General features: G+C 58.9%; 17 protein-coding genes. 9 read left to right on the top strand and 8 right to left on the bottom strand.

What is annotated here, in order from left to right; genetic code table 11:
• Positions 1–244: 244 nt before the first annotated feature.
• From ntrC to glnA, 6 genes are all read right to left on the bottom strand, one after another.
• Positions 245–1,684, bottom strand: coding sequence for a nitrogen regulation protein NR(I) (gene ntrC / locus ACA064_RS01595; RefSeq protein WP_497671823.1), 1,440 nt, complete (start codon positions 1,682–1,684; stop codon positions 245–247).
• Positions 1,681–2,766 (bottom strand): nitrogen regulation protein NR(II), encoded by a 1,086-nt coding sequence (gene glnL / locus ACA064_RS01600; protein WP_497671824.1) that lies wholly within the window; start codon positions 2,764–2,766, stop codon positions 1,681–1,683. The genes ntrC and glnL overlap by 4 nt, the downstream gene beginning before the upstream one ends.
• A 253-nt stretch (positions 2,767–3,019) precedes the next feature.
• Complete coding sequence (locus ACA064_RS01605; RefSeq protein WP_497671825.1) at positions 3,020–3,646, bottom strand: DUF4124 domain-containing protein; 627 nt, start codon at positions 3,644–3,646, stop codon at positions 3,020–3,022.
• Positions 3,646–4,164, bottom strand: coding sequence for a DUF4124 domain-containing protein (locus tag ACA064_RS01610; protein WP_497671826.1), 519 nt, complete (start codon positions 4,162–4,164; stop codon positions 3,646–3,648). Before ACA064_RS01610 ends, ACA064_RS01605 begins: the two co-directional genes overlap by 1 nt.
• Positions 4,165–4,191: 27 nt before the next feature.
• A complete protein-coding gene (locus ACA064_RS01615) occupies positions 4,192–4,617 on the bottom strand; it encodes a cupin domain-containing protein (protein WP_497671827.1) in 426 nt (141 codons plus the stop codon).
• 191 nt (positions 4,618–4,808) lie between these two features.
• Positions 4,809–6,215, bottom strand: a complete 1,407-nt coding sequence (gene glnA, locus ACA064_RS01620) for a glutamate--ammonia ligase (protein ID WP_497671828.1) — start codon at positions 6,213–6,215, stop codon at positions 4,809–4,811.
• A gap of 331 nt (positions 6,216–6,546) precedes the next feature.
• Between glnA and thiI the strand changes: the two genes are divergently transcribed.
• Positions 6,547–8,001 (top strand): tRNA uracil 4-sulfurtransferase ThiI, encoded by a 1,455-nt coding sequence (gene thiI / locus ACA064_RS01625; protein WP_497671829.1) that lies wholly within the window; start codon positions 6,547–6,549, stop codon positions 7,999–8,001.
• A gap of 139 nt (positions 8,002–8,140) precedes the next feature.
• Positions 8,141–9,961: a translational GTPase TypA gene (gene typA, locus ACA064_RS01630; RefSeq protein WP_497671830.1), complete on the top strand. Its 1,821-nt coding sequence runs from the start codon at positions 8,141–8,143 to the stop codon at positions 9,959–9,961.
• 161 nt (positions 9,962–10,122) lie between these two features.
• Here typA and ACA064_RS01635 read toward each other — a convergent pair whose 3' ends face one another.
• The gene (locus tag ACA064_RS01635) at positions 10,123–10,563 is read right to left on the bottom strand and encodes a YkgJ family cysteine cluster protein (RefSeq protein WP_149416955.1); all 441 of its coding nucleotides are present in this window, start codon (positions 10,561–10,563) and stop codon (positions 10,123–10,125) included.
• Between the two features lie 264 nt (positions 10,564–10,827).
• Between ACA064_RS01635 and ACA064_RS01640 the strand changes: the two genes are divergently transcribed.
• The 5 genes from ACA064_RS01640 (at position 10,828) to ACA064_RS01660 (ending at position 20,195) form a co-directional block, all read left to right on the top strand.
• Entirely contained in the window at positions 10,828–13,278 is a 2,451-nt protein-coding gene (locus ACA064_RS01640) for a glycogen/starch/alpha-glucan phosphorylase (protein WP_497671831.1), read from the top strand.
• Between the two features lie 198 nt (positions 13,279–13,476).
• Entirely contained in the window at positions 13,477–17,034 is a 3,558-nt protein-coding gene (locus tag ACA064_RS01645) for a DUF2339 domain-containing protein (protein ID WP_497671832.1), read from the top strand.
• Positions 17,031–18,404, top strand: a complete 1,374-nt coding sequence (locus tag ACA064_RS01650) for a DUF3999 domain-containing protein (protein ID WP_497671833.1) — start codon at positions 17,031–17,033, stop codon at positions 18,402–18,404. The genes ACA064_RS01645 and ACA064_RS01650 overlap by 4 nt, the downstream gene beginning before the upstream one ends.
• 173 nt (positions 18,405–18,577) lie before the next feature.
• Entirely contained in the window at positions 18,578–19,588 is a 1,011-nt protein-coding gene (locus tag ACA064_RS01655) for a class 1 fructose-bisphosphatase (protein ID WP_497671834.1), read from the top strand.
• Between the two features lie 4 nt (positions 19,589–19,592).
• Positions 19,593–20,195, top strand: a complete 603-nt coding sequence (locus ACA064_RS01660) for a DUF924 family protein (RefSeq protein WP_497671835.1) — start codon at positions 19,593–19,595, stop codon at positions 20,193–20,195.
• Between the two features lie 62 nt (positions 20,196–20,257).
• Here the strand turns inward: ACA064_RS01660 and ACA064_RS01665 are convergent, their stop codons facing one another.
• On the bottom strand, positions 20,258–22,150 hold the full coding sequence (locus tag ACA064_RS01665) for a methyl-accepting chemotaxis protein (protein WP_497671836.1): 1,893 nt from the start codon (positions 22,148–22,150) through the stop codon (positions 20,258–20,260).
• Between the two features lie 256 nt (positions 22,151–22,406).
• Between ACA064_RS01665 and ACA064_RS01670 the strand changes: the two genes are divergently transcribed.
• Both ACA064_RS01670 and ACA064_RS01675 read left to right on the top strand, forming a co-directional pair.
• Positions 22,407–22,661 (top strand): hypothetical protein, encoded by a 255-nt coding sequence (locus ACA064_RS01670; RefSeq protein ID WP_497671837.1) that lies wholly within the window; start codon positions 22,407–22,409, stop codon positions 22,659–22,661.
• A 36-nt stretch (positions 22,662–22,697) separates the two neighbouring features.
• Complete coding sequence (locus tag ACA064_RS01675; protein ID WP_497671838.1) at positions 22,698–23,267, top strand: lipocalin family protein; 570 nt, start codon at positions 22,698–22,700, stop codon at positions 23,265–23,267.
• Positions 23,268–23,292 lie beyond the last annotated feature (25 nt).

Consider the following 23,292-nt stretch of genomic DNA (forward strand, 5'->3'; position numbering starts at 1 on the left):
CTTTGGCGTTTCTGTAGATTTGATTGCGGAGATGAAAGCGAGGATTTTCAGATATCGATCCCTGCTCGATCGCAGTTCGCGACGCATTGAGGCAGTGCACGCACACCATTGCGGTGCACAAAAAGCTTCGCGGGCAAGCCCCGCTCCCACAGGTTTCGCGCAGTACCTTGTGGGAGCGGCGGTGCAGCGATCCGACTTGCCCGCGAATGGATCTAAAGAACAACATTGCCTGGTCGATCAGGCCTTAACCTTCATCACTCTCATCATCCTCTGCCCCATCGACTTTCATCCCCAGCTCCTTGATCTTGCGGGTCAAGGTGTTGCGGCCCCAGCCCAGCAGCACAGCAGCGTCTCGGCGACGGCCGGCGGTGTGTTTGAGGGCGGTTTCGATCATGATCCGCTCGAAGCTCGGCACCGCGCTGTCGAGCAGGTTCGATTGGCCGCGTGCCAGTGCCTGATCGGCCCATTGACGCAACGCCTGCTCCCAGTTGGTCACCGGTGCCGAGTCTTGCGGCAGATTCAGCAGCTCCGGTGGCAGGTCGCTGATATGCACTTCGCGACCCGAAGCCATCACCGTGATCCAGCGGCAGGTGTTCTCCAGTTGGCGCACGTTGCCGGGCCACGGCAGGTTTTTCAGGTATTCCTCGGTTTCGCTTTTCAGCAATTTAGGCTCGACCGCCAGTTCTTGCGCGGCGCGGGCGAGGAAATGCTTGGCGAGGGTCGGAATGTCTTCGCGACGATCGGACATCCGCGGGATATGAATGCGGATCACATTCAGGCGATGGAACAAATCCTCGCGGAATTTCCCGGCATGAACCAGGGTTTCCAGATTCTGGTGGGTCGCGGCGATGATCCGCACATCGACCTTGACCGGGGTATGCCCGCCCACCCGATAAAATTCGCCATCGGCCAATACCCGCAACAGACGCGTCTGGGTGTCTGCCGGCATGTCGCCGATCTCGTCGAGAAACAGCGTGCCACCATCGGCTTGCTCGAAACGTCCGCGACGCAGGTTGGCGGCACCGGTGAATGCGCCTTTTTCATGGCCAAACAGCTCGGACTCCATCAAGTCCTTGGGAATCGCCGCCATATTCAAGGCGATGAACGGTGACGCCGCCCGCGGGCTGTGGCGGTGCAGGGCGTGGGCCACCAGCTCTTTACCGGTACCGGATTCGCCGTTGATCAATACTGTGATGTTCGAGTGGCTGAGCCGACCAATAGCCCGGAACACTTCCTGCATCGCCGGCGCTTCGCCGATGATTTCCGGGGTGCGGGTCAGGGCTGGCGCCACTTCCAACAGGCCTTGCTGTTCCTGAGCGTGCTGGTTGGCGCGTTTGACCAGGGACACGGCTTCGTCGACATCGAATGGCTTGGGCAGGTACTCGAAAGCGCCGCCCTGATAGGACGCGACAGCGCTGTCCAGGTCGGAGTGAGCAGTCATGATGATCACTGGCAACCGTGGATGCTGTTCGCGAATCCGTGCCAGCAGGTCCAGGCCGCTGGCGCCCGGCATGCGGATGTCGGAGATGATCACGTCCGGCTGCTGGCGCGCCAGGCGGCTCATCACGCCATCGGCGCTGTCGAAGCTTTGCGTGGTCATGCCTTCCTGTTGCAAGGCCTTTTCCAGAACCCAACGGATAGAACGGTCGTCATCGACGATCCACACGGTTTCACTACGGCTCATGTCGATGGGGCTCCTTGTTCCAGTGGCAGAAAGATCGAGAACGTGGTGTGGCCCGGATGGCTGTCACATTCGATCAGGCCCTGGTGCTGGCTGATAATGTTCTGAGTAATGGCCAAGCCCAGCCCGGTACCGTCCGGACGGCCGCTGACCATTGGAAAGAAGATGGTTTCTTGCAGCTCGGCGGGAATCCCCGGGCCGTTGTCGATGATTTCGATCTTGGTCACCAGGCGATGGCGCACATGGCCGATGGTGAACTGGCGCATCGCACGGGTGCGCAGGCTGATCCGGCCCAGGCGCAGTTCGTTCTGGCTGCCGATGGCCTGCATGGCGTTGCGCACGATGTTGAGCACCGCCTGGATCATCTGCTCACGGTCAATCAATACGTCAGGAATGCTCGGGTCGTAATCGCGCACCAAAGTGATGCGGCCCTGGCTTTCGGCCTCCACCAGGCTGCCCACGCGCTCAAGCACTTCATGGATATTAGTCATCGCCAGTGACGGCAACTTATTCGAGCCCAGCATCCGATCCACCAGGTTGCGCAGGCGATCGGCTTCCTCGATGATCACGTTAGTGTAGTCCCTGAGGCTGTCTTCCGGCAGTTCGCGGGCCAGCAACTGGGCAGCGCCGCGAATCCCGCCGAGGGGGTTCTTGATCTCGTGGGCCAGGCCGCGCACCAGCATCTTGCTGGTTTCCTGCTTGGATAGCTGGGCCTCTTCCTTGGTGATCCGCAGCAAACGGTCGCGAGGGTGGACTTCCAGCAGCAGCAGGGTGGCGCCATCGCTGAGGATCGGCGTCACCGCGTAATCGACGGTCAGGGTCTGGCCGGTCAGGGCGGTGAGCATCGCTTCGCGTTTGGTGAACGGATGCGCCTGCTCGACGGCTTGGCGCAGGGAGCTCAGGGCTTCGGCTGATTCGGTGAATAGTTCGCTGATGAATTGTCCATGACTGCGCTGGCCGCTGATGGCCAGCAGCATTTCCGCCGCCGGATTCATGTACTCAAGGCGCAGCTCGGCGTTGAGCAGGATGGTTGCGGTGGTCAGGTTGTCGAGTAGCAAGCGGTGCAGTGCGTCGGTGATGGTCATTAGGACCTCTTTTGGAGCAGGGCAACCCGAGGCCGGTCCCGAATTGCGCGCGCGAATAAAGCGCTGATGTGAGGAAAATGCAAAAACCAAACCAAGGCTCCGAAAAGAAGCGTTAAACCCCTGAATAAGGCGCTTAAGGCTCGATTGCGTGGCGTTCTGCCAGCTCCGCCGGGTATTTTCGAACCAAAATGGGTTGATAAGTGACTAGGGTGCAACTAATCGCACCAAGATAGTGCGCAAACGTGAAGGGCGTTTAGAAGAATGAAAAAATACCGTTCTCTTCTTCAGGTTTGTCTGCCAAAGGACATTCCGGACGCTGGCCATAGTCGACAAGGGTGCAAGGTTTGACCTGGCGCTTCTGCGCCAGGGACATGCGCAGCATATGGAAAGGCTGATTGGCGGTTCGCTCGACGGTCCGCCCTTGCTCATCGAGGATCTCCACGGCCAGGTGGTGGCTGCCGCGGTCAATATTGCTCAAGGCGAATACCGGGCTGGGGCCTGGAGCAGCGGTTGGCTGGCCGTCCAGCAGAAGGCGATAGCGGTGACCGCGTTGCAGGCCGGGTTCATTGGTGACACTGACAATCAACTCACCCTGAGTGCTACGAACCGTGGCGTCCGGGTCTGGCACCAGAACCCGCAGCATCTGATAGTGGAAGAGCGGTTTGTCCTGAGCCTTCCTGGCGGCTGGCGTCGGGATGGTTGCGCTCGGGGTTGCTGACATGCGATTGCCGGGTGCCAGCGGAACACGTTTGGCATTGCCCGGTTGCGGTTGGTCGGTGAAAACCCGATTCCCCTGGGCATCGATATAGGTATAGATTTCGGCCGTAGCTGGAAGAGCGATCAGCAGCAGGCAGAGGGCCAGTGGACTGATGGAAGGCATCAAGGGATATGCACCCGTTGCACGGTAAAGGTGGCGGTCGGACTTTGTTGCACAACGGTCTCACCATTGAGCACCTGCACCGCGAGACTGTGCTCTCCTCGATCCACATTGACCAGTTGCAGGCGCGGAACATTGCTCGGCTGGCCATATGGCTGACCGTCCAGCAAGAGGCGCAGGCGATGCGCACCTTGAAGGCGCGGTTGCAGCGCGACGCCCACGGTGAAGGTGCCATTGTTGGCGCGCAAGGCTTCTTCGCTGGGCAGGCCGGTCAACTCCAGTACTTCGTATGTGGCACTACTGGCTTGCTGGCTGGCGTTTTGTGCCGGGCTGGTTTTTGGCGGAACAGCCTGCTGACGCTCGACACTATTGAGTGGCGGCAATTCGACAGGCTGGCTCCGGGTGCCGTCGGGCGGCTGATTACTGTAGGCAGTGTTGCCGTTGGCATCGGTGTACTTATAGATCTGCGCTGTCGCCGAGAACGCGAGAGATAAAAGCAGAAACAGTAAAAACGGCCGCATTAAAGCTTCCCGATAAATTGAGCAAGATTACTCCGACAACGCAATGCCCTGGCTGCCAGCATAGAACACAATGAGTTCTACCGGGCTGTCGCCAGTCTTGCCGCGATGCACAGTGTTGACCATCTCGGCCAGGGTCTGCCCTTGTTTTAGTACCCGGGTCTGGCCGCTGTCTCTGGCTTCGACGGTGAGCTCGCCCGCGAGGATGTAAGCCGCATTGGGAATCGGGTGAGTGTGCCACTTAAGTTCGGTGTTGGCAGATATCTTCAGTTTGAGCAGCGTCAGCTCGGGGCTGCCTTGCGGATAGGACGCATAGGGCGTTCCGTCCCAGGAAGAGCTGCTCTGCAGCAAGACTTCCTTTTCTATCCCGGTTTTTTTGTCGGTATTGCTGCAGCCCAGAGTGAGCAGGCAGGCGAGCGCAATGAGTAAGGTCCTGACCGGGGATGTTGTTTTCATGTCTCTATCCTTTGCGAGGTGGCGTGAAGGCTCGAATGAGCGCTGTCAGGCTACGTGCAGCGCAATGGCAATGCTGCCGGATGGGGCTGTGAGTGCGCGCAGACGAGGTGCCATCGGGTGTCGGAAATTGCCCACAAAAAAGGCCTCCCGAAGGAGGCCTCTGTTACGCCGCTTGCGCAGGCGCTACCGGATTAGCAGCTGTAGTACAGCTCGTATTCCAGTGGGTGTACGAAGGTGCGAACCTTGATTTCTTCTTCGCTTTTCAGAGCGATGTAAGCGTCGATGAAGTCGTCGCTGAAAACGCCGCCTTTGGTCAGGAATGCACGACCTTTGTCCAGCTCTTCCAGGGCTTCTTTCAGGCTACCGCAAACTTGTGGGATCTCTTTCGCCTCTTCAGGCGGCAGGTCATACAGGTTTTTGTCAGCTGCGTCGCCTGGGTGGATCTTGTTCTGGATGCCGTCCAGGCCAGCCATCAACAGTGCAGCGAAGCCCAGGTATGGGTTGGCTGCCGGATCCGGGAAGCGAGCTTCGATACGGCGAGCTTTAGGGCTGGACACGTAAGGAATACGGATCGAAGCGGAACGGTTGCGAGCCGAGTAGGCCAGCATCACTGGAGCTTCGAAGCCCGGGACCAGACGCTTGTAGGAGTTGGTCGACGGGTTGGTGAAGCCGTTCAGTGCCTTACCGTGCTTGATGATGCCGCCGATGAAGAACAGAGCGGTATCGGACAGGCCGGCATAGCCTTCGCCAGCGAAGGTGTTCTTGCCATCTTTGGAGATGGACAGGTGAACGTGCATGCCCGAACCGTTATCACCGTACAGTGGCTTAGGCATGAAGGTCGCGGTGCGGCCGTATGCGTCAGCAACGTTGTGTACGCAGTATTTCAGGGTCTGAACTTCGTCAGCCTTGGCTACCAGGGTGTTGAACTTCACACCGATTTCGTTCTGGCCGGCAGTTGCCACTTCATGGTGGTGAACTTCGATGACCAGGCCCATTTCTTCCATGGCGTTGCACATGGAGGTACGGATTTCGTGGTCATGGTCGAACGGAGGAACCGGGAAGTAGCCGCCTTTGACGCCTGGACGGTGGCCGCGGTTGCCGCCTTCCACGTCCTGGTCAGACATCCACGAGCCTTGTTCGGAGAAGATCTTGAACATGGAGCCGGAAATGTCGGACTTGAACTTCACTTCGTCGAAGATGAAGAATTCTGGCTCTGGACCAACGAATACGGTGTCGCCGATACCGGTGGACTTCAGGTATTCCTCGGCGCGCTTGGCGATGGCGCGTGGGTCACGGTCATAGCCTTGCATGGTCGAAGGTTCGATCACGTCGCAGACCAGGATCAGGGTCGGCTCTTCGGTGAACGGGTCCAGGACAGCAGTGGAGTCGTCCGGCATCAGGATCATGTCGGAAGCTTCGATACCTTTCCAGCCAGCGATGGAGGAGCCGTCGAACATTTTGCCTTCTTCGAAGAAGGCGTCATCCAGCGCGTCGCGAGCCGGCATGGTGACGTGGTGCTGAGTGCCTTTGGTGTCAGTGAAGCGCAGATCAATCCATTTGACGTCATGATCTTTGATGAGTTGAACCGACTTCGACATAGTGTCCTCCGGGGTGGCTTCGGGCTAGTAGTGGAGTGCCCTTAGAATGTGGGTGATGCCGGCGCGAATACTCTGCCAAGGCAACCTGCCTCACAAGGGAGCAATTTGCATGCCAGTGCCCCGACTTGGGTTTTTCGCCCCAAACTCTCCCATATAAAGGTGGAAATGAGAAAACCTGGAGACTTTCCGCACTGAAATGTTGCGCGTAAAAGCATAATCGCCCTGTTTCGGTGCGTGCGGAACCGTCTGCATATTAACTGGTTAAACCTTGAGCAATTTCCGCTATAATCCGCGCCCCCCTTTTTAGGCTGGCCCTTCGCGCGCTGTTTTCATGAAACTAATCGTAAAAGTCTTCCCCGAGATCATCATCAAGAGCCGCCCGGTACGGATGCGTTTCATCCGCCAGTTGGCCAAAAACATCCGTGCCGTGCTCCGCGATCTGGACCCGGCTGTGGTGGTGAACGGTGTGTGGGATAATCTCGTGATGGAAACCCGTGTCAGCGAGCCGAAAGCCTTGAAGGACATGATGGATCGCCTGAGTTGCATGCCGGGCATCGCGCATTTCCTGCAGGTTGATGAGTACCCGTTGGGCGACTTCGACGACATCGTCGCCAAGTGCAAGCAGCACTTCGGCGATGCGTTGTCGGGCAAGATCTTTTCCGTGCGCTGCAAGCGTGCCGGCAAGCACTCATTTACCTCGATGGAAGTCGAGAAATACGTCGGCAGTCAACTGCGTCGTCAGTGCGGTGCCGCCGGAATCTCTTTAAAAGAGCCGGAAATCCAAGTGCGGATGGAAATTCGCGACCAACGGTTGTTTGTGATCCACAGCCAGCACAACAGCATCGGCGGTTATCCGCTGGGTGCCTTGGAACAGACGCTTGTACTGATGTCCGGCGGTTTCGATTCGACGGTGGCGGCCTACCAGATCATGCGTCGCGGGTTGATGAGTCATTTCTGCTTCTTCAACCTGGGCGGCCGCGCCCACGAGCTAGGCGTGATGGAAGTCGCGCACTACATTTGGAAGAAGTACGGCAGCTCTCAACGCGTGCTATTCGTCAGCGTGCCATTCGAGGAAGTGCTCGGAGAAATTCTCGGTAAAGTCGATAACAGTCATATGGGCGTAGTATTGAAGCGTATGATGTTGCGCGCTGCTTCAAGAATTGCCGATCGGCTGGAGATCGATGCGCTGGTTACCGGTGAGGCGATCTCCCAGGTGTCCAGTCAGACGCTGCCGAATCTATCGGTAATCGACTGTGTAACCGAGAAGCTGGTGCTGCGCCCGCTGATCGCCAGTCACAAGCAGGACATCATTGATCTGGCCAACGAGATCGGCACTGCCGATTTCGCCAAGCACATGCCGGAATATTGTGGGGTGATTTCGGTCAACCCCAAGACCCACGCCAAGCGCAACCGCGTGGAGTATGAAGAACAACAGTTCGATATGGCGGTGCTCGAGCGTGCGCTCGAGAACGCCAAACTGGTGCCGATCGATCGAGTGATCGATGAATTGGGCCAGGATTTGCAGGTCGAAGAAGTCAGTGAAGCACTGGCTGGTCAGATCGTGATCGACATCCGTCACCCGGATGCTCAGGACGACGAGCCGCTGGAGCTGCCTGGCATCGAGGTACAAGCGATGCCGTTTTATGCATTGAACGCTCGTTTCAAGGAACTGGACCCTACTCGCCAGTACCTGTTGTATTGCGACAAAGGCGTGATGAGTCGCCTGCATGCCCACCATTTGCTCAGTGAGGGGCATGCCAATGTGCGCGTTTATCGACCGAGCTAAGAGCCCGGGGCTGTATGCCTGTGGCCTGCGTCACCGGCCCCCCGACGCCGCCGTCAAGCTGTAACGGCAAGGCCTGACTCTACTGAAAATCGCTGCCACGACCTGTCAGCACACCGAATCCTCTGATCGAGATACACAAGTGATCGAAAATCTACGCAACATCGCCATCATTGCTCACGTTGACCATGGTAAAACCACCCTGGTAGACAAACTCTTGCGTCAATCCGGCACCCTGGAGCGCAACGAGCTCAACGACGAGCGCGTGATGGACTCCAACGACCAGGAGAAAGAGCGCGGTATTACCATTCTGGCGAAAAACACCGCCATCAACTGGAACGGCTACCACATCAACATCGTGGATACCCCGGGCCACGCCGACTTCGGCGGCGAAGTAGAACGCGTAATGTCGATGGTTGACTCCGTTCTGCTGCTGGTTGACGCTCAAGACGGCCCTATGCCGCAAACCCGTTTCGTGACCAAGAAGGCTTTCGAAGCCGGCCTGCGTCCAATCGTGGTAATCAACAAGGTTGACCGTCCAGGCGCGCGTCCGGACTGGGTTCTGGACCAGATCTTCGACCTGTTCGACAACCTGGGTGCTACTGAAGAGCAGCTGGACTTCCAGGTTGTTTACGCTTCGGCCCTGAACGGCATTGCCGGTCTGGAACACACCGCCATGGCGGAAGACATGACCCCGCTGTACCAGGCCATCGTTGACCACGTTCCAGCTCCACAAGTTGACCGTGACGGCCCGTTCCAGATGCAAATCTCGGCACTGGACTACAACAGCTTCCTGGGTGTGATCGGCGTTGGCCGTATCGCTCGTGGTCGCGTCAAGCCGAACACCCAGGTTGTAGCCATCGACATTGATGGCAAAAAGCGTAACGGTCGTATCCTGAAGCTGATGGGTCACCACGGTCTGCACCGCATCGACGTTGACGAAGCAGCTGCCGGCGATATCGTTTGCATCAGCGGCTTCGACCAGCTGTTCATCTCCGACACTCTGTGCGATCCACTGAACGTCGAAGCGATGAAGCCGCTGACCGTTGACGAACCAACCGTTTCCATGACTTTCCAGGTAAACGACTCGCCTTTCTGCGGTAAAGAAGGCAAGTTCGTCACCAGCCGTAACATCAAGGAACGTCTGGATAAAGAACTGCTGTTCAACGTTGCTCTGCGCGTTGAAGAAGGCGATACCGCCGACAAGTTCAAAGTCTCCGGCCGTGGTGAGCTGCACCTCTCGGTACTGATCGAAACCATGCGTCGCGAAGGCTTCGAAATGGGTGTTGGTCGTCCGGAAGTGATCATCCGTATGGTTGACGGCGTCAAGCACGAACCGTACGAAAACGTGACCATCGACCTGCCGGAAGAATCCCAAGGCGCAATCATGGAACAGATCGGTATCCGTAAAGGCGACCTGACCAACATGGTTCCGGATGGCAAGGGCCGTGTTCGCCTTGAGTACAACATCCCGGCTCGTGGCTTGATCGGTTTCCGTAACGAGTTCCTGACCCTGACCTCCGGTGCAGGCATCCTGACCTCGATCTTCGACCGTTACGACGTGATGAAGTCCGGCGACATGTCCGGCCGTCAGAACGGCGTGCTGGTTTCGGTTGCTACCGGTAAGGCTCTGACTTACTCGCTGGAAACCCTGCAGGCTCGTGGCAAGCTGTTCCTGGGCCATGGCGAAGACGTGTACGAAGGTCAAATCGTCGGCATCAACAGCCGCGACAACGACCTGGGTGTCAACCCAACCAAAGGCAAGAAGCTCGACAACATGCGTGCTTCCGGTAAAGACGAAACCATCGCACTGGTTCCGCCTATCCGCTTCACCCTGGAGCAAGCTCTGGAATTCGTTCAAGAAGACGAATTGTGTGAAGTAACGCCTAAGTCCATCCGTCTTCGCAAGAAGATCCTGGGCGAAAGCGAGCGTACCCGCGCTGCCAAGAAAAGCGGCAACTGAGTTACGACTTAGTTAACGCTTAAAAAAACGCCCCCGACCGCAAGGTCGGGGGCGTTTTTATTTATCTGGAGCAAAAATCAAAAGATCGCAGCCTTCGGCAGCTCCTACAGGTGTACATCAATCCTATGTAGGAAGCTGCCGAAGGCTGCGATCTTTTGAGCTTAAAACTTTTCCAGCGTCCGACGGCTACTGCTCGTCTCACGCGCCACTTCTTTCGGCTTATAGGCGCAATACCCCGGCCGCGGCCCGATTTTCGGGTGGTTGCGGCAGGTATCCGGACGCTTTTCATAAATAGTGCACAGACGACTCTTACGATCCAGGTACAGGCAATCGTTGTTACTCATGCGCTGGAGGGTGAAAATCTCGGACTTCTGGTTGTAACGCTCGACGATCCCTTCCTTCTGCAGGCGCTTGGCGATGTTCTTCGCTGGCTCGCCGCGCTCGAATTCATCGACGATGCCAATACGGATCAGATCCTTGATCTTGACCTCGACCGGCAGTGTGCAGCAGCTGGACACGCAGGAACCGCACATCGGCGCAGAATACTTGGCCCAGGTATCGAGGCGATCGATCTCTGCGGCGGCGATCAGGTTGGACTTCATCATCGGTTGTTACCAGGGGTGTATCAGGGCGCGCGATGATACCGGGGTTGGTGAAGGTATGAACAACCATTTGCCGGTTTTTCGTCCGTTTCAGGACATTTAGTCCGGATCGGCACGACATCTGCATCTTTTCAGGGCGCATCGGTCGGGAGAAAATGTTTACTTGGGTAATTGCAGAAAATGCCGAACCGGAACCTCTGCCTCGTGTCAGACCGACTAGGCTCAGACAATTCCATGCCGTCTATCTCGCTCGAGGTTGTATTGATGACTCAGGAACCACTTGTTCGTGACGCAGAGGTGGCCGCATTTCGCGACGCTGTCTTGACCAAACTTACCTATGCAGTGGGTAAAGACCCGGATCACGCGTTTGACCATGACTGGTTCGAAGCAATTGCTTTGGCCGCGCGAGACCATATGGTTGAACACTGGATGGACCACACGCGGCAGATCTACCGCAAAGGCCAGAAGCGTGTTTACTATCTTTCGCTGGAGTTCCTCATCGGCCGTCTGCTCTACGACAGCCTGAGCAACCTCGGCCTGCTGGATGTGGCGCGCGAGGCGATGACCGAACTGGGCGTCGATCTTGAGCGTATCCGCCTGCTGGAGCCCGATGCGGCGCTGGGTAACGGCGGCCTTGGGCGATTGGCTGCGTGTTTCATGGAGAGCATGTCGACTCTCGGCATCGCTGGCCATGGCTACGGTATTCGCTATGAGCACGGCTTGTTCCGTCAGGCCATTGTCGACGGCTGGCAGCAGGAACAGACCGAGCACTGGCTGGATTTCGGCAACCCCTGGGAGTTCGAGCGGCCTGAGGTCATTTACCCGATCGGCTTCGGCGGTGGTGTCGAGACCGTGATGGATGAAACCGGCAAGACCAAGCAAGTCTGGTGGCCGGCGGAAACAGTCCGAGCGGTGGCCTACGACACGCCTGTGGTCGGCTGGCGCGGTGCCAGCGTCAACACCCTGCGTCTGTGGCGGGCGCGGGCCATGGAAGACCTGCACCTGGAACGCTTCAACGCTGGCGACCACTTGGGCGCTGTGGCCGAAGTGGCGCGGGCGGAAAGTATTTCCCGTGTGCTCTATCCCGCCGACAGCACCGAGGCCGGCCAGGAATTGCGGCTGCGTCAGGAATATTTCTTCGTCTCTGCGTCGTTGCAGGATTTGCTGCGCCGGCACAAGAACATGCATGACTCGGTGCTGAGCCTTGGCGATCACGCCGCGATCCAGCTTAACGACACCCACCCCTCGATTGCGGTGGCCGAGCTGATGCGGCAGTTGGTCGATTTGCACGACATCCCTTGGGATGCGGCCTGGCAAGTCACCGTCAACACGCTGTCCTACACCAACCACACGCTGTTGCCCGAAGCGCTGGAAACCTGGCCGGTAGGGCTGATGGAGCGGATGCTGCCGCGGCACATGCAGATCATTTACCTGATCAACGCCCAGCACATCGACTCTCTGCGGGCCAAGGGCATCCACGATTTCGACGTGCTGCGCGCCGTGTCACTGATCGAGGAAGACAACGGCCGCCGGGTACGCATGGGCAACCTGGCGTTTCTCGGCTCCCACAGCGTCAACGGTGTTTCCGGCCTGCATACCCAATTGATGCGCAGCACGGTGTTCTCCGAACTGCACAAGCTCTACCCGGAACGGATCAACAACAAGACCAACGGCATCACTTTCCGTCGCTGGTTGTACCAGGCCAATCCGGAACTGACCTCAATGATGGTTGATGCATTGGGTCCCAAGCTGCTGGATAACGTTGAAGAGCGCTTGATCGACCTGGAGCCGTTCGCCGAGAAGGCGGCGTTCCGCAAGCAATTCGCCGAGCAGCGGCTGCACAGCAAAAGAGCCCTGGCCAATATCATCCAGGAGCAGTTGGGGATCACGGTCAACCCGGCGGCGATGTTCGATGTGCAGGTCAAACGGATTCACGAATACAAGCGCCAGTTACTCAACCTGCTGCACACCGTGGCGTTGTACCAGGCGATCCGCGCGGAACCGGAAGTCGACTGGGTGCCGAGGGTGAAAATTTTCGGCGGCAAGGCCGCGGCCAGTTATCACCAGGCCAAGTTGATCATTAAACTGGCCAATGACATCGCGCGCACCGTGAACAACGACCCGACCGTGCACGGCCTGCTCAAGGTGGTGTTCCTGTCCAATTACAACGTGAGCCTGGCCGAGAGCATCATTCCCGCAGCCGACCTCTCGGAGCAGATCTCCACCGCCGGTTTCGAGGCGTCAGGCACCAGCAACATGAAATTCGGTCTCAACGGCGCCCTGACCATCGGCACGCTGGACGGTGCCAATGTGGAGATGTGCGAGCGCATCGGTGCCGAACACATGTTTATCTTTGGTCTCAGCGCCCAGCAGGTCGAAGCGCGCACACTCAACGCCGAATTCAGCGCCGTACCCGATATTGCGGCCTCCCATCGACTGGGAGATGTGTTGCAAGCGATTCGCAGTGGGGTGTTCTCGCCGGATGATCCGACCCGTTACACCGGGTTGATCGATTCGCTGGTCGACCATGACCGCTTTCTGGTCTGCGCCGATTTTGACTCCTACTGGAATGCTCAGTTACGGGTCGAAGCACACTGGCACGATTCGAAAGAATGGTGGCGCTCGGCGGTGCTGAACAGTGCCCGGATGGGCTGGTTCTCGTCCGACCGGACGATTCGTGAGTACGCGACGGATATCTGGAAGGCGCTGGAGTAGTTTTCAGGCGGTATTTGATTGGCTCGATATACTGTGGTGCTCTGGAAAAGATCGCAGCCTTCGGCAGCTCCTACGGTCAGTGTTCACAGGCGACTTTTGTGAATGCGGTCGGTGTAGGAGCTGCCGGAGGCTGCGATCTTGGCGATTTCGGACTCGCTAATCTTCTCGGGTTGGCCATAGTACTTAGGGATATCGACCATGCAATGGATGTTCATGCTGATTGGGCTGCTGCCGGGCTGGATACTCGGCGAGTCGTTCAGCGATGTGTTGTTAGGTGGGCTGCTCGGACTGGGTATTGGCCAGACCATTCGAATTGGCCGTCTAAGTTCACAGGCCACCGAGCAGCACCTTCTGCTTGAGCAGACGCAGGTTGCGCTAAAAGCGGTCGAGCAGCGGTTGGCATTGCTGGAGGTATCGGGCGTCAGAGCGCCGCAAACTGACGGGTCTGTTACCAGCGAACCCGTCCCATCACCTGAAATCATTCTCGATGAAACACCTGTCGCCACTCCGGAGTTGATCTGGGAGCTTCCACCCGAACTCGATCCCATTACCGCGGCCGCCGCTGAAACCAGCCGTCCACTGCCCGTCGATGCCTGGAAACCTGGACTGGCCGCTCGCGAACCTGATCTCATCGACCGCGCCATTAGCGGCGCTCAAGCCTGGCTGTTCGGCGGCAACACTGTGCTGCGGGTCGGTGTGCTGCTGTTGTTCCTCGGGTTGGCGTTCCTGCTGCGCTATGCCACAGAAGACATGCTGGTGCCGATCGAGTTGCGTTATGCCGGGGTTGCCGCTTGTGCCTTGGGCCTGCTCGGGCTCGGTTGGTGGCTGCGTCTGCGCAACAGCAACTACGCGCTGATGCTGCAGGGCACAGGGATCGCGGTGTTGTACCTGACAGTGTTCGCCGCCATGCGCCTGCATCCGCTGCTTGATCCGACTGCGGCTTTAGGCTTGCTGGTGGTGGTCACGCTGTTCTCGGCGATTCTGGCGATCACCCAGGATGCGCTGGGTCTGGCTGCGGCGGCGGCCCTCGGTGGTTTTGCCGCGCCGATCCTGACCTCCACTGGTGCTGGCAACCATGTCGCGTTGTTCAGCTATTTCGCCTTGCTCAACGCTGGCATCCTGGCCATCGCCTGGTTCAAGGCCTGGCGCTTGCTCAACCTGATCGGTTTCGTCGGCACCTTCGGCATTGGCTTGGCCTGGGGACTGCGCTCTTACACAGCGGACCTGCTGTGGAGCACCGAGCCGTTCCTGATTCTGTTCTTCCTGATGTACCTGGCGATCGGGCTGCTGTTCGCAAGGCGCAAGCTGCTGGAGCTGAGCGATGCTCCCGAAGACGCCAGCCGCGAAGCGCTGCTGCGCTGGTCGGCGCGCAAGGGCGATTACGTTGACGGCACTATGCTGTTCGGCCCACCACTGGTTGGCTTTGGCTTGCAGTTCGCGCTGGTCGAGCATCTGCAGTTCGCCGCGGCGTTCAGCGCGCTGGTGCTGGGCATTGTCTATATGGGGCTGGCGCGTTTGCTCGCCGGAGGGCGAGCGCTGTTGCTGGGGGAAACGTGTCTGGCGCTGGGGGTGATTTTCGCCAGCCTGGCAATTCCGCTGGGGCTGGATGCGCGGTGGACGGCGGCGGCCTGGGCGGTGGAAGGAGCGGGGATTTTCTGGCTCGGCCTGCGTCAGCAGCGACCCTTGGCGCGGGCGTTTGCCTTGCTGCTGCAAACGGGTTCGGCGCTGACGTTCCTCAGTGAGCTGCGGGTTGGCAAAACCAGCCTGCTGGACGCTGCGCCGCTGGGGGCGCTGATGCTGGGCGCAGCCTTGCTGTTCAGTTTCTATCAATTGCGCAAAGCCCTGCCCAGGCAAGCGTCGAACCGGGAACGTAAAGCGCTGCCGGTGTTGGCTTGCGGCGGCCTGGCATTTCTTTATCTGCTGGCGCCGTTGTTCTTCTTCTCCCAAGGGACCGCTATCAGTTGGGCGCTGGCGGGGCTGGCGACCTTGTTTGTCGGCCTGCGCCTGCAATCACGGACGTTCCTGTTCAGCGCCTTCGCTGTGCAATTGCTCGGTGGTGCGCTGTTTCTGCTGCGCCTGCAAGGCGCGCAGGGCGACTCTGCAGTGTTCAGTGCCGGCTGGAGCGGTTTGCTCAGTGCATCCTTGATCGGCCTGGCGTTGATCGGCGGCATGTTGCTGGCTGCTCGTGATGACATGGTGCGCAATGACCTGCGGCTGCTGCGTGGCCTGTCGGTAGTGTTGCTCGCGGGACTGGTGCTGATCAACCTGGCAGTGTTGTTTGTGTTGCCATGGCAAACGGCGAGCGCGGTCTGGGCTGCCAGCGGCCTGGTAATCATCTGGCTGAGCCTGTACATGCACCAGCGTGTGAGTTTTGTCTTTGGCCTGCTGTTGCAGGTGATTGGCGGTGCGGCGTTCCTGATTGCCGGGCCCGATCTGCTCGGGCCGTTGTCCAGCGAAGGCTTGCGGCCACTGGCTCATGGCGGGTTCTGGACGCCGATGGTGCTTGGGTTGGCGGCACTGATCGGCGCCTGGCGCTTGCAGCGTGGCAGCCATGCAACGGCCTTCGATGCCTTGAGCCTGCAGCGTTTGTCAGAACTGCTGCTGGTGTGGGGAGCGGCCTGGTGGGCGCTGGCATTGGTCAGTGAAGTGTTGCGCTTTGCACCGGCGGATCTGCAGGCGACGTTGCTGCTTGGCATCGCGGCGCTGAGTGTCGCAGTGTGGTGTCTGTTGGCTTTGCGCTTGAAGTGGCCGGCGCTGGGTCTGCTCTGCACCTTGCTGGTGTTGGCAGCGAGTCTGGTCTTGGTCGCGGCCTGGCACACTCGTTATCACCCTGGGGCCAATTTCGGCTGGCTGGCGTGGGCGGCGCTGTTTGTCGTGCATTTCTTCGCGTTGCGGCGTTTGGCGCCAATGCTGCCTGCTGCGGCCCTGAGCACCGCTCATGTGCTGGGTTGCTGGCTGTTGATCGGCGTACTGGCGCTGGAGCTGCGTTACGGGCTGCTGCTATTGTCCGAGCAATACAACGCCTGGCGCTGGCTGGGTTGGGCGATTCTGCCAAGTCTGTATCTGGTGCTGATGGCCGCGCCACGCCACTGGCCGTGGCCGGTCTCGAGCTATTCCCGTGAATACCGTTTATACGCGGCACTGCCATTGGCAGTGTTGATGCTGGGCTGGTTCTGGCTGGCGAACATCGCCAGTGACGGTACCGCTGAGCCGCTGTCTTATGTGCCGCTGCTCAACCCGCTGGAGGTGGGTTTGTTGTTCGCCTTGTTCGGGGTTTATGCCTGGTCGCGCAGTGCGCTCACGCAATGGGTCGTTCGCGCCGACTATGCCGAACCTGCCACGCAGCTGGTGGCTGGCGTCTCGCTGTTCGCCTTCTTCACCGCCTTGGTGATGCGCAGCGCTCACCATTGGGGCGGTGTGCCGCTCGAGCTGGACACGCTGCTGCGGTCGATGCAGGTGCAGGCCGGGCTGTCGATCGTCTGGACGCTGATTGCCTTGAGTCTGATGATCGGCGGCCATTGGCGTCACCGTCGCGAAGTCTGGCTGATCGGCGCGGCGCTGATCGCTGTGGTGGTCACCAAACTGTTTTTTGTCGAGTTGAGTAACCGTGGCGGGCTGGCGCGGATCGTGTCGTTTATCGGGGTAGGGGTGTTGCTGCTGGTGGTGGGTTATTTCGCGCCGCTGCCGCCCAAACGTGCGGAAACCGCGTCGGCTGCTGGAAAACCGGCTAATGAATCCGAAGGAGTGTCGTCTTGAGTCAGAAGCTGAGCCTGGGCTGGTTGGGGGCTGTCGGATTGTGTGCGGTATTGTCGGCCCATGGCCAGGAAAAACCGGGGGATTTCACCACCCAAATGCCGTTGACGCTGAGTGGCGAAGGCCCATGGTATCGCCTTGAATTACCGCTGGCAGTGCAAATGAACGCACGTCAGACCGATCTCGGCGACGTGCGGGTGTTTAACGCTGCCGGTGAAGCCCAGGCCTACGCGTTGGCCCGGGAGCAGGCGCAGACCAGCGAAAATCGCGTCCTGACCGACGTTAAATGGTTCCCGCTCTACAGCTCGACGGACGCCAGCGAAGCAACCCCGAGTATCCAGGTGAAATCGAGTGCAAACGGCACCCTGGTCGAAGTCCGGCCTTCCGGCCAGATTGAAGCCGGCGAGGAAGTGCTGCGTGGCTGGTTGCTGGATGTCAGCGCAATCAAGGCGCCGTTGCAGCAGTTGATTCTCGATTGGAACAGCGAACGGGAAGGTTTCCAGCGCTTCAGCATTGAAGCCAGTGACGATTTGCAGCATTGGCAATCGTGGGGCGAAGGGCAAGTGGCGCGTCTGTCGTTTGCCGACGAGCAGATCGAGCAGAATGAGGTCGGGTTGCCGGGACAGTCGGCGCGGTATCTGCGCTTGCTGTGGGACGCCCCGCAGTCGGCGCCGATCCTGACTTCGGCCCAACTGGAAAGTGCCAGCATCAACAGCCTGCCGCTACCTTTGGTCTGGTCGCAGCCACTGGCCGGGACTGGCATGAAGCCGGGCGAATACACCTGGCAACTGCCGGCAGGTTTGAAAATAGAGCGCTTGCGGGTGGAGCTGAGCCAGGCTAACAGCCTTGCTCCCGTTACCTTGTATGGCCGTCGCGAAAGTAGCCAGGCGTGGCAGCCTTTGAGCAGCGGGTTGCTCTATCGCCTGACCCAGAATGGTCAGGATGTGGTGCAAGATGAATTGCAGATGCCCGGTCAGACTGTTCAGCAATTGAAACTGGTCGTCGACGAGCGCGGTGGAGGCCTGGGCGCTGAAGCCCCGGCCGTGCACTTTGCCGTGCGGGCGACGCAGTTGGTGTTCCTCGCTCGCGGAGCAGCGCCCTATACCTTGGCCCTGGGCAGCCCGGCGGTGAAAGCGGCAAATCTGCCGCTGCCGACCTTGATTCCTGATTACAGCCCTGGGCGTCTGGGGGCTTTGGGTCAGGCAAAAGTGGACGGTGGTTTGTTGTTCGCTCAATCAAACACTGCGACACCACCGATTGTCGCGGGCACCGACTGGAAGAAAGTCGGTTTGTGGGCGGTGTTGTTGCTGGGTGTGCTTTTTCTCGGGGTCATGGCGTTCAGTCTGTTGCGCAAACCACTGGCAAAAATCTGAATACGAACCTGAAACTGTGGAAAATCTTCAGGCACCTTCGGTCGGTTTCGGTCTACGCTCAACCCGGTACATGAACTCTATGGGGCGGATCACGTCTGATAAGAGGAAAAGCACCCCGACTCGCGCTAAACTGCGCGGGTTTTTAGCCCCCACCCCTTTCTCCGGAGCCATCCATGTCCCGCGTTACCCTGAGTCGCTATTTGATTGAGCAGACCCGCAGCAACAACACTCCTGCCGATCTGCGTTTCCTGATCGAAGTGGTGGCGCGTGCTTGCAAGGAAATCAGCCACGCCGTCTCCAAAGGCGCCCTGGGTGGTGTTCTGGGCAGCATGGGCACCGAAAACGTGCAAGGCGAAGTGCAGAAGAAACTCGACGTGATTTCCAACGAAATCCTGCTCGAAGCCAACGAATGGGGCGGTCACCTGGCCGGCATGGCGTCCGAAGAAATGGACAATGCCTACCAGATCCCTGGCAAATACCCGAAAGGCGCGTACCTGCTGGTTTTCGACCCGCTGGACGGTTCGTCGAACATCGACGTCAACGTTTCGGTCGGCACCATCTTTTCGGTACTGCGTTGCCCGAACGAGCATCTGAGCCAGAACGAAACCCTCAGCGAGAAGGCTTTCCTGCAGCCGGGTACCGAGCAGGTCGCTGCCGGCTATGCCATCTACGGTCCGCAAACCATGCTGGTGCTGACTTTGGGCGACGGCGTCAAAGGCTTCACCCTGGACCGTGAAATGGGCAGCTTCGTGTTGACCCACGAAGACATCAAGATCCCGGAAACCACCCAGGAATTCGCCATCAATATGTCCAACCAGCGCCACTGGGAAGCTCCGGTACAGCGCTACGTCAACGAGTTGCTGGCCGGTGAAGAAGGTCCGCTGAAAAAGAACTTCAACATGCGCTGGATTGCCGCGATGGTTGCCGACGTGCACCGGATCCTGACTCGTGGTGGCCTGTTCATGTACCCGCGCGACAACCGCGATCCGTCCAAGCCGGGCAAACTGCGCCTGATGTACGAAGCCAACCCGATGTCGTTCCTGGTCGAGCAGGCTGGTGGTATTTCTACCGACGGTCATCAACGGATTCTCGACATTCAGCCTGAAGGCTTGCACCAGCGTGTAGCGGTGTTCCTTGGCTCGAAAGAAGAAGTTGAACGCGTCACCGCTTACCACAAGGAGTAAACCTGTGCCTGCACCTTGGCAGCCATTGCTTGATTGGTGGTTCGGTACAGCCGAGTCTCCTGCCGAAGTGGTAGCTGAAAAGGGCAGGCTGTGGTTCGGCAAGCGCGACAGCCAGGACCTCGAAGCGCGTGAGCGTTTCGGGGCCTGGGTCGAGCAGGCACTGGCTGGCGAATTGGCTGAGTGGGCGCAATGCCCGCAAGGTTGGCTGGCCTTGGTGCTGTTGCTCGATCAATTGCCGCGAATGATCTATCGCGATACCCCCAAGGCCTTTTCGGGTGACCTGCGTGCTCAAGCGTTGGTGGCTCAAGGGATTGTCGCGGATTTCGATCGACAGCTGCCGGCCATGCGCCGGGCGTTCCTCTACCTGGTGTTCGAACATTGCGAGAATCTCGCGGTGCAGAACGAAGGCGTGTCGCGATTTGCTGCCTTGCAGGCGGAACAGCCGGTGGCCGATCAGCCAGTATTTGCCGATCATCTCGACTATGCCGAAAAGCATCAGGAAGTCATCGCCCGGTTTGGCCGCTTTCCCCATCGCAACGAAGCGCTCGGACGGGTTTCTACGCCTGAAGAGTTGGCATTTTTGCGTGAGCCGGGATCGCGGTTCTAGATCTTCGGTGCTGCTGAAACCGCTATCGCGAGCAAGCTCGCGATGAGGCCTTCAATAGCGCCTTAGATCCGGAAACTCCCCACCAGTTGTTTCAACCGCGCCGCTTGCTGCTCAAGGTCGGTACAGGCGCGCAAGGTCGACTGCAGGTTTTCCACGCCTTCCTGGTTGAGGGTGTTGATCTCGGTGATGTCGACGTTGATCGACTCGACTACTGCAGTCTGTTCCTCGGTGGCGGTGGCCACCGATTGGTTCATGCCGTCGATCTCGCCGATGCGCTGGGTCACGCTGTTCAGGCGTTCGCCGGCCTGGTTGGCGATGCCTACGCTGCTTTCGCTCTGGCGCTGGCTGTCGGTCATGGTGAGGACTGCCTCGCGGGCGCCGACTTGCAGTTCTTCGATCATCTTTTGCACTTGTTGTGCCGAGTCCTGGGTGCGATGCGCCAGGTTGCGCACTTCGTCGGCGACTACCGCAAAGCCGCGTCCGGCTTCACCGGCGCGGGCGGCTTCGATGGCAGCGTTGAGCGCCAGCAGGTTGGTCTGTTGCGAAATGCTGGTGATGACTTCGAGGATTTGCCCGATGTTTACCGTGTTGCTGTTCAGTGTTTCGATATTGCCGCACGAATCACTGATCTTGGCCGATAGTTGTTGCATCGCGGCGATGGTTTTATCCACCACCTGCTGACCGTCCTCGGCCAGGCTGCGGGCGTCGCTGGAGTGCTGCGAGGCGAGGGCGGCGTTCTGGGCGATTTCCTGGGCGGCGGCGCCCAATTGATTGATCGCCGCAGCGACGCTGCTGGTGCGCGAAGCCTGCTGGTCGGAATTGTACATCGACGAGTTGGAAGCGCTGACTACCCGCAAGACCACTTCGTTGACGTGCTGGGTGGCCGAGGACACTTCGCGGATCGAGGTGTGAATCCGCTCGACGAAGCGGTTGAAGGATATGCCCAGGGCGCCGAATTCGTCGTGGCCATGAATGGTCAGGCGCCGGGTCAGGTCGCCTTCACCTTCGGCAATATCGTGCATCGCCCGGCCCATGGTCAGCAGTGGCTGCATCAGCACCCGGATCAGCAGGCCCAGCAACGCGATGATGATCACTACGGCTATTAGCATGGCAATGATTGCCGAGGTGCGGAACTCGCTGAGCATTGAAAACGCGGTGTCCTGGTCGAGCACCAGCGCTACATACCAGTCCGCCGACGGCACACCGTTGACGCGGGTGAAGGAGATGAACTGCGACTTGCCGTCCACTTCAACTTCCTTCATGCCCGGGCTGACCTTTGGCGCGCCATTGGGATAGGCGTCGATCAGGCTTTTGAGCACCAGTTTGCTGTCCGGGTGGATCAGGATCTTGCCGTCGGCACTGACGATAAAGGCGTGGCCATGGCCGCCAAAGTTCAGTGAGTTGATGATCGCGCTGACGCTGCTCAGGTCGATGTCGGCGCCGGCGATGCCGATAAACTGGTTCTGATGTTGCACCGGGGTGGCGACGGTGATCACCAGTTTGCCCGAGGACGCAGCGATGTAAGGCTCGGTGACGATAGTCTGCCGGGCGCTGTTGGCTGCTTTGTACCAGCCACGGGAGCGCGGGTCATAGTCGGCCGCGCGGTTGCCGGCCGGGACCGAGAACATCACGCCGTCCTGGCCACCGAAGTAGCTGAGCTGGAAATTGCTGGTGTAGGCCGGTAAGCCGACGGCGCGTTTCAGGCTGTCAGGTGCGCTGCCGTCAACCGCGATTTGCTGTGCCAGCGATTGCAGCAACTGCATACGGCTTTCCAGCCAGGTCTGGATGTTGCTGGTGGTCAGGCTACCGAGTTCCTGCATTGAGGATTCGGTGCTGCTGCGCAAGGTCTGGCGCTGACGATAGTCGTTGAACAGGATGAAGCAGGCGAATGCAACGGCGACCACAAGAGCGGCTGCAAGCAGAATCTTATGGCTGAATTTCATGTTTCTGGTCATTAAATGAACTACCGCGAGGGACTGGTCAGTGAGGCTTTGCACTGTTTTTATGTCGACCGGCGAACGCCAAAAATGAGGCGTTTTTGGCAAAACTCGACGAAATACCCTTGAACGCAGAGAAGAGCTTGATTTCAGAAGGGATTGGCGGATAGGCGGTTCAAGAAATAGCCGGTGGCTTCGGGAACCAGATGGGTCTTTTCTCTTCTAAGCTTCTGGTTGGCAGCCATGCCTTCCCCATCCCCCCAGGAGTTTCACCATGTCGCTGCGATCTCTTGCCTTGTTGTCGTTCTGCGTGCTGCTCGCCGCGTGCAGCAAGGTAAACCAGGAAAACTACTCAAAGCTTGAGACCGGGATGCCCAAAGCCGAAGTCGAAACCTTGCTGGGCAAGCCATCCGATTGTTCCGGCGCCTTGGGTATGTCCAGTTGCACCTGGGGCGACAAGAACAGCTTTATCAGCGTGCAGTACGCCGGTGACAAAGTGTTGATGTTTTCCGGGCAAGGCCTGAAGTAAAAAAAACCGGGGCCAAGAGCCCACGGGAGAAAAACAATGATGCGGTTCGTAGTAGTTCTTTTAGCCGGCCTGGTATTGGCCGGCTGTGCCACCTCTGGCAATGACCCTTTGGCGCCCAAAACCGTCAACAGCGTCAATCTCAAGCGTTACCAGGGGACCTGGTACGAGTTGGCTCGTCTGCCGATGTATTTCCAGCGCAACTGTGCGCAATCCGAGGCCCATTACAACCTCAAGGTCGATGGCGATATTGCGGTACTAAACCGCTGCCTGACCACCGATTGGCAATGGGAAGAAGCCAGGGGCACGGCATCGCCGCAGATTCCCGGCAGGACCGACAAGCTCTGGGTCGAATTCGATAACTGGATTTCCCGCCTGCTGCCAGGCGTGGCCAAGGGCGAATACTGGGTATTGTTCGTCAGCGACGACTACAAGACCGCGATCGTCGGCGATCCGAGTCGTCGGCACCTTTGGCTGCTGTCACGTTCACCCGAGGTCAATGGGGTAGTCCGAGAGGAACTGCTGAGCAAGGCGCGCGGGCAGGGATACGACACCACGCGGCTGATCTGGCGAGTGTCGGATACCAAGATGGCCAAGACCTCGAATTAGCGGCGTAGCTAAAAAGATCGCAGCC

The organism is Pseudomonas sp. LBUM1658, assembly GCF_059716055.1.

What these genes read in the sequence shown, in the direction of transcription:
- ntrC (WP_497671823.1), bottom strand. Translation starts at nt 1,684, where the DNA reads ATGAGCCGTAGTGAAACCGTGTGGATCGTCGATGACGACCGTTCTATC.
- ACA064_RS01640 (WP_497671831.1), top strand. Translation starts at nt 10,828, where the DNA reads ATGACTCAGGAACCACTTGTTCGTGACGCAGAGGTGGCCGCATTTCGC.
- glnA (WP_497671828.1), bottom strand. Translation starts at nt 6,215, where the DNA reads ATGTCGAAGTCGGTTCAACTCATCAAAGATCATGACGTCAAATGGATT.
- thiI (WP_497671829.1), top strand. Translation starts at nt 6,547, where the DNA reads ATGAAACTAATCGTAAAAGTCTTCCCCGAGATCATCATCAAGAGCCGC.
- ACA064_RS01655 (WP_497671834.1), top strand. Translation starts at nt 18,578, where the DNA reads ATGTCCCGCGTTACCCTGAGTCGCTATTTGATTGAGCAGACCCGCAGC.
- ACA064_RS01610 (WP_497671826.1), bottom strand. Translation starts at nt 4,164, where the DNA reads ATGCGGCCGTTTTTACTGTTTCTGCTTTTATCTCTCGCGTTCTCGGCG.
- glnL (WP_497671824.1), bottom strand. Translation starts at nt 2,766, where the DNA reads ATGACCATCACCGACGCACTGCACCGCTTGCTACTCGACAACCTGACC.
- ACA064_RS01615 (WP_497671827.1), bottom strand. Translation starts at nt 4,617, where the DNA reads ATGAAAACAACATCCCCGGTCAGGACCTTACTCATTGCGCTCGCCTGC.
- ACA064_RS01635 (WP_149416955.1), bottom strand. Translation starts at nt 10,563, where the DNA reads ATGAAGTCCAACCTGATCGCCGCCGCAGAGATCGATCGCCTCGATACC.
- ACA064_RS01675 (WP_497671838.1), top strand. Translation starts at nt 22,698, where the DNA reads ATGATGCGGTTCGTAGTAGTTCTTTTAGCCGGCCTGGTATTGGCCGGC.
- ACA064_RS01665 (WP_497671836.1), bottom strand. Translation starts at nt 22,150, where the DNA reads ATGACCAGAAACATGAAATTCAGCCATAAGATTCTGCTTGCAGCCGCT.
- ACA064_RS01670 (WP_497671837.1), top strand. Translation starts at nt 22,407, where the DNA reads ATGTCGCTGCGATCTCTTGCCTTGTTGTCGTTCTGCGTGCTGCTCGCC.
- ACA064_RS01605 (WP_497671825.1), bottom strand. Translation starts at nt 3,646, where the DNA reads ATGCCTTCCATCAGTCCACTGGCCCTCTGCCTGCTGCTGATCGCTCTT.
- ACA064_RS01645 (WP_497671832.1), top strand. Translation starts at nt 13,477, where the DNA reads ATGCAATGGATGTTCATGCTGATTGGGCTGCTGCCGGGCTGGATACTC.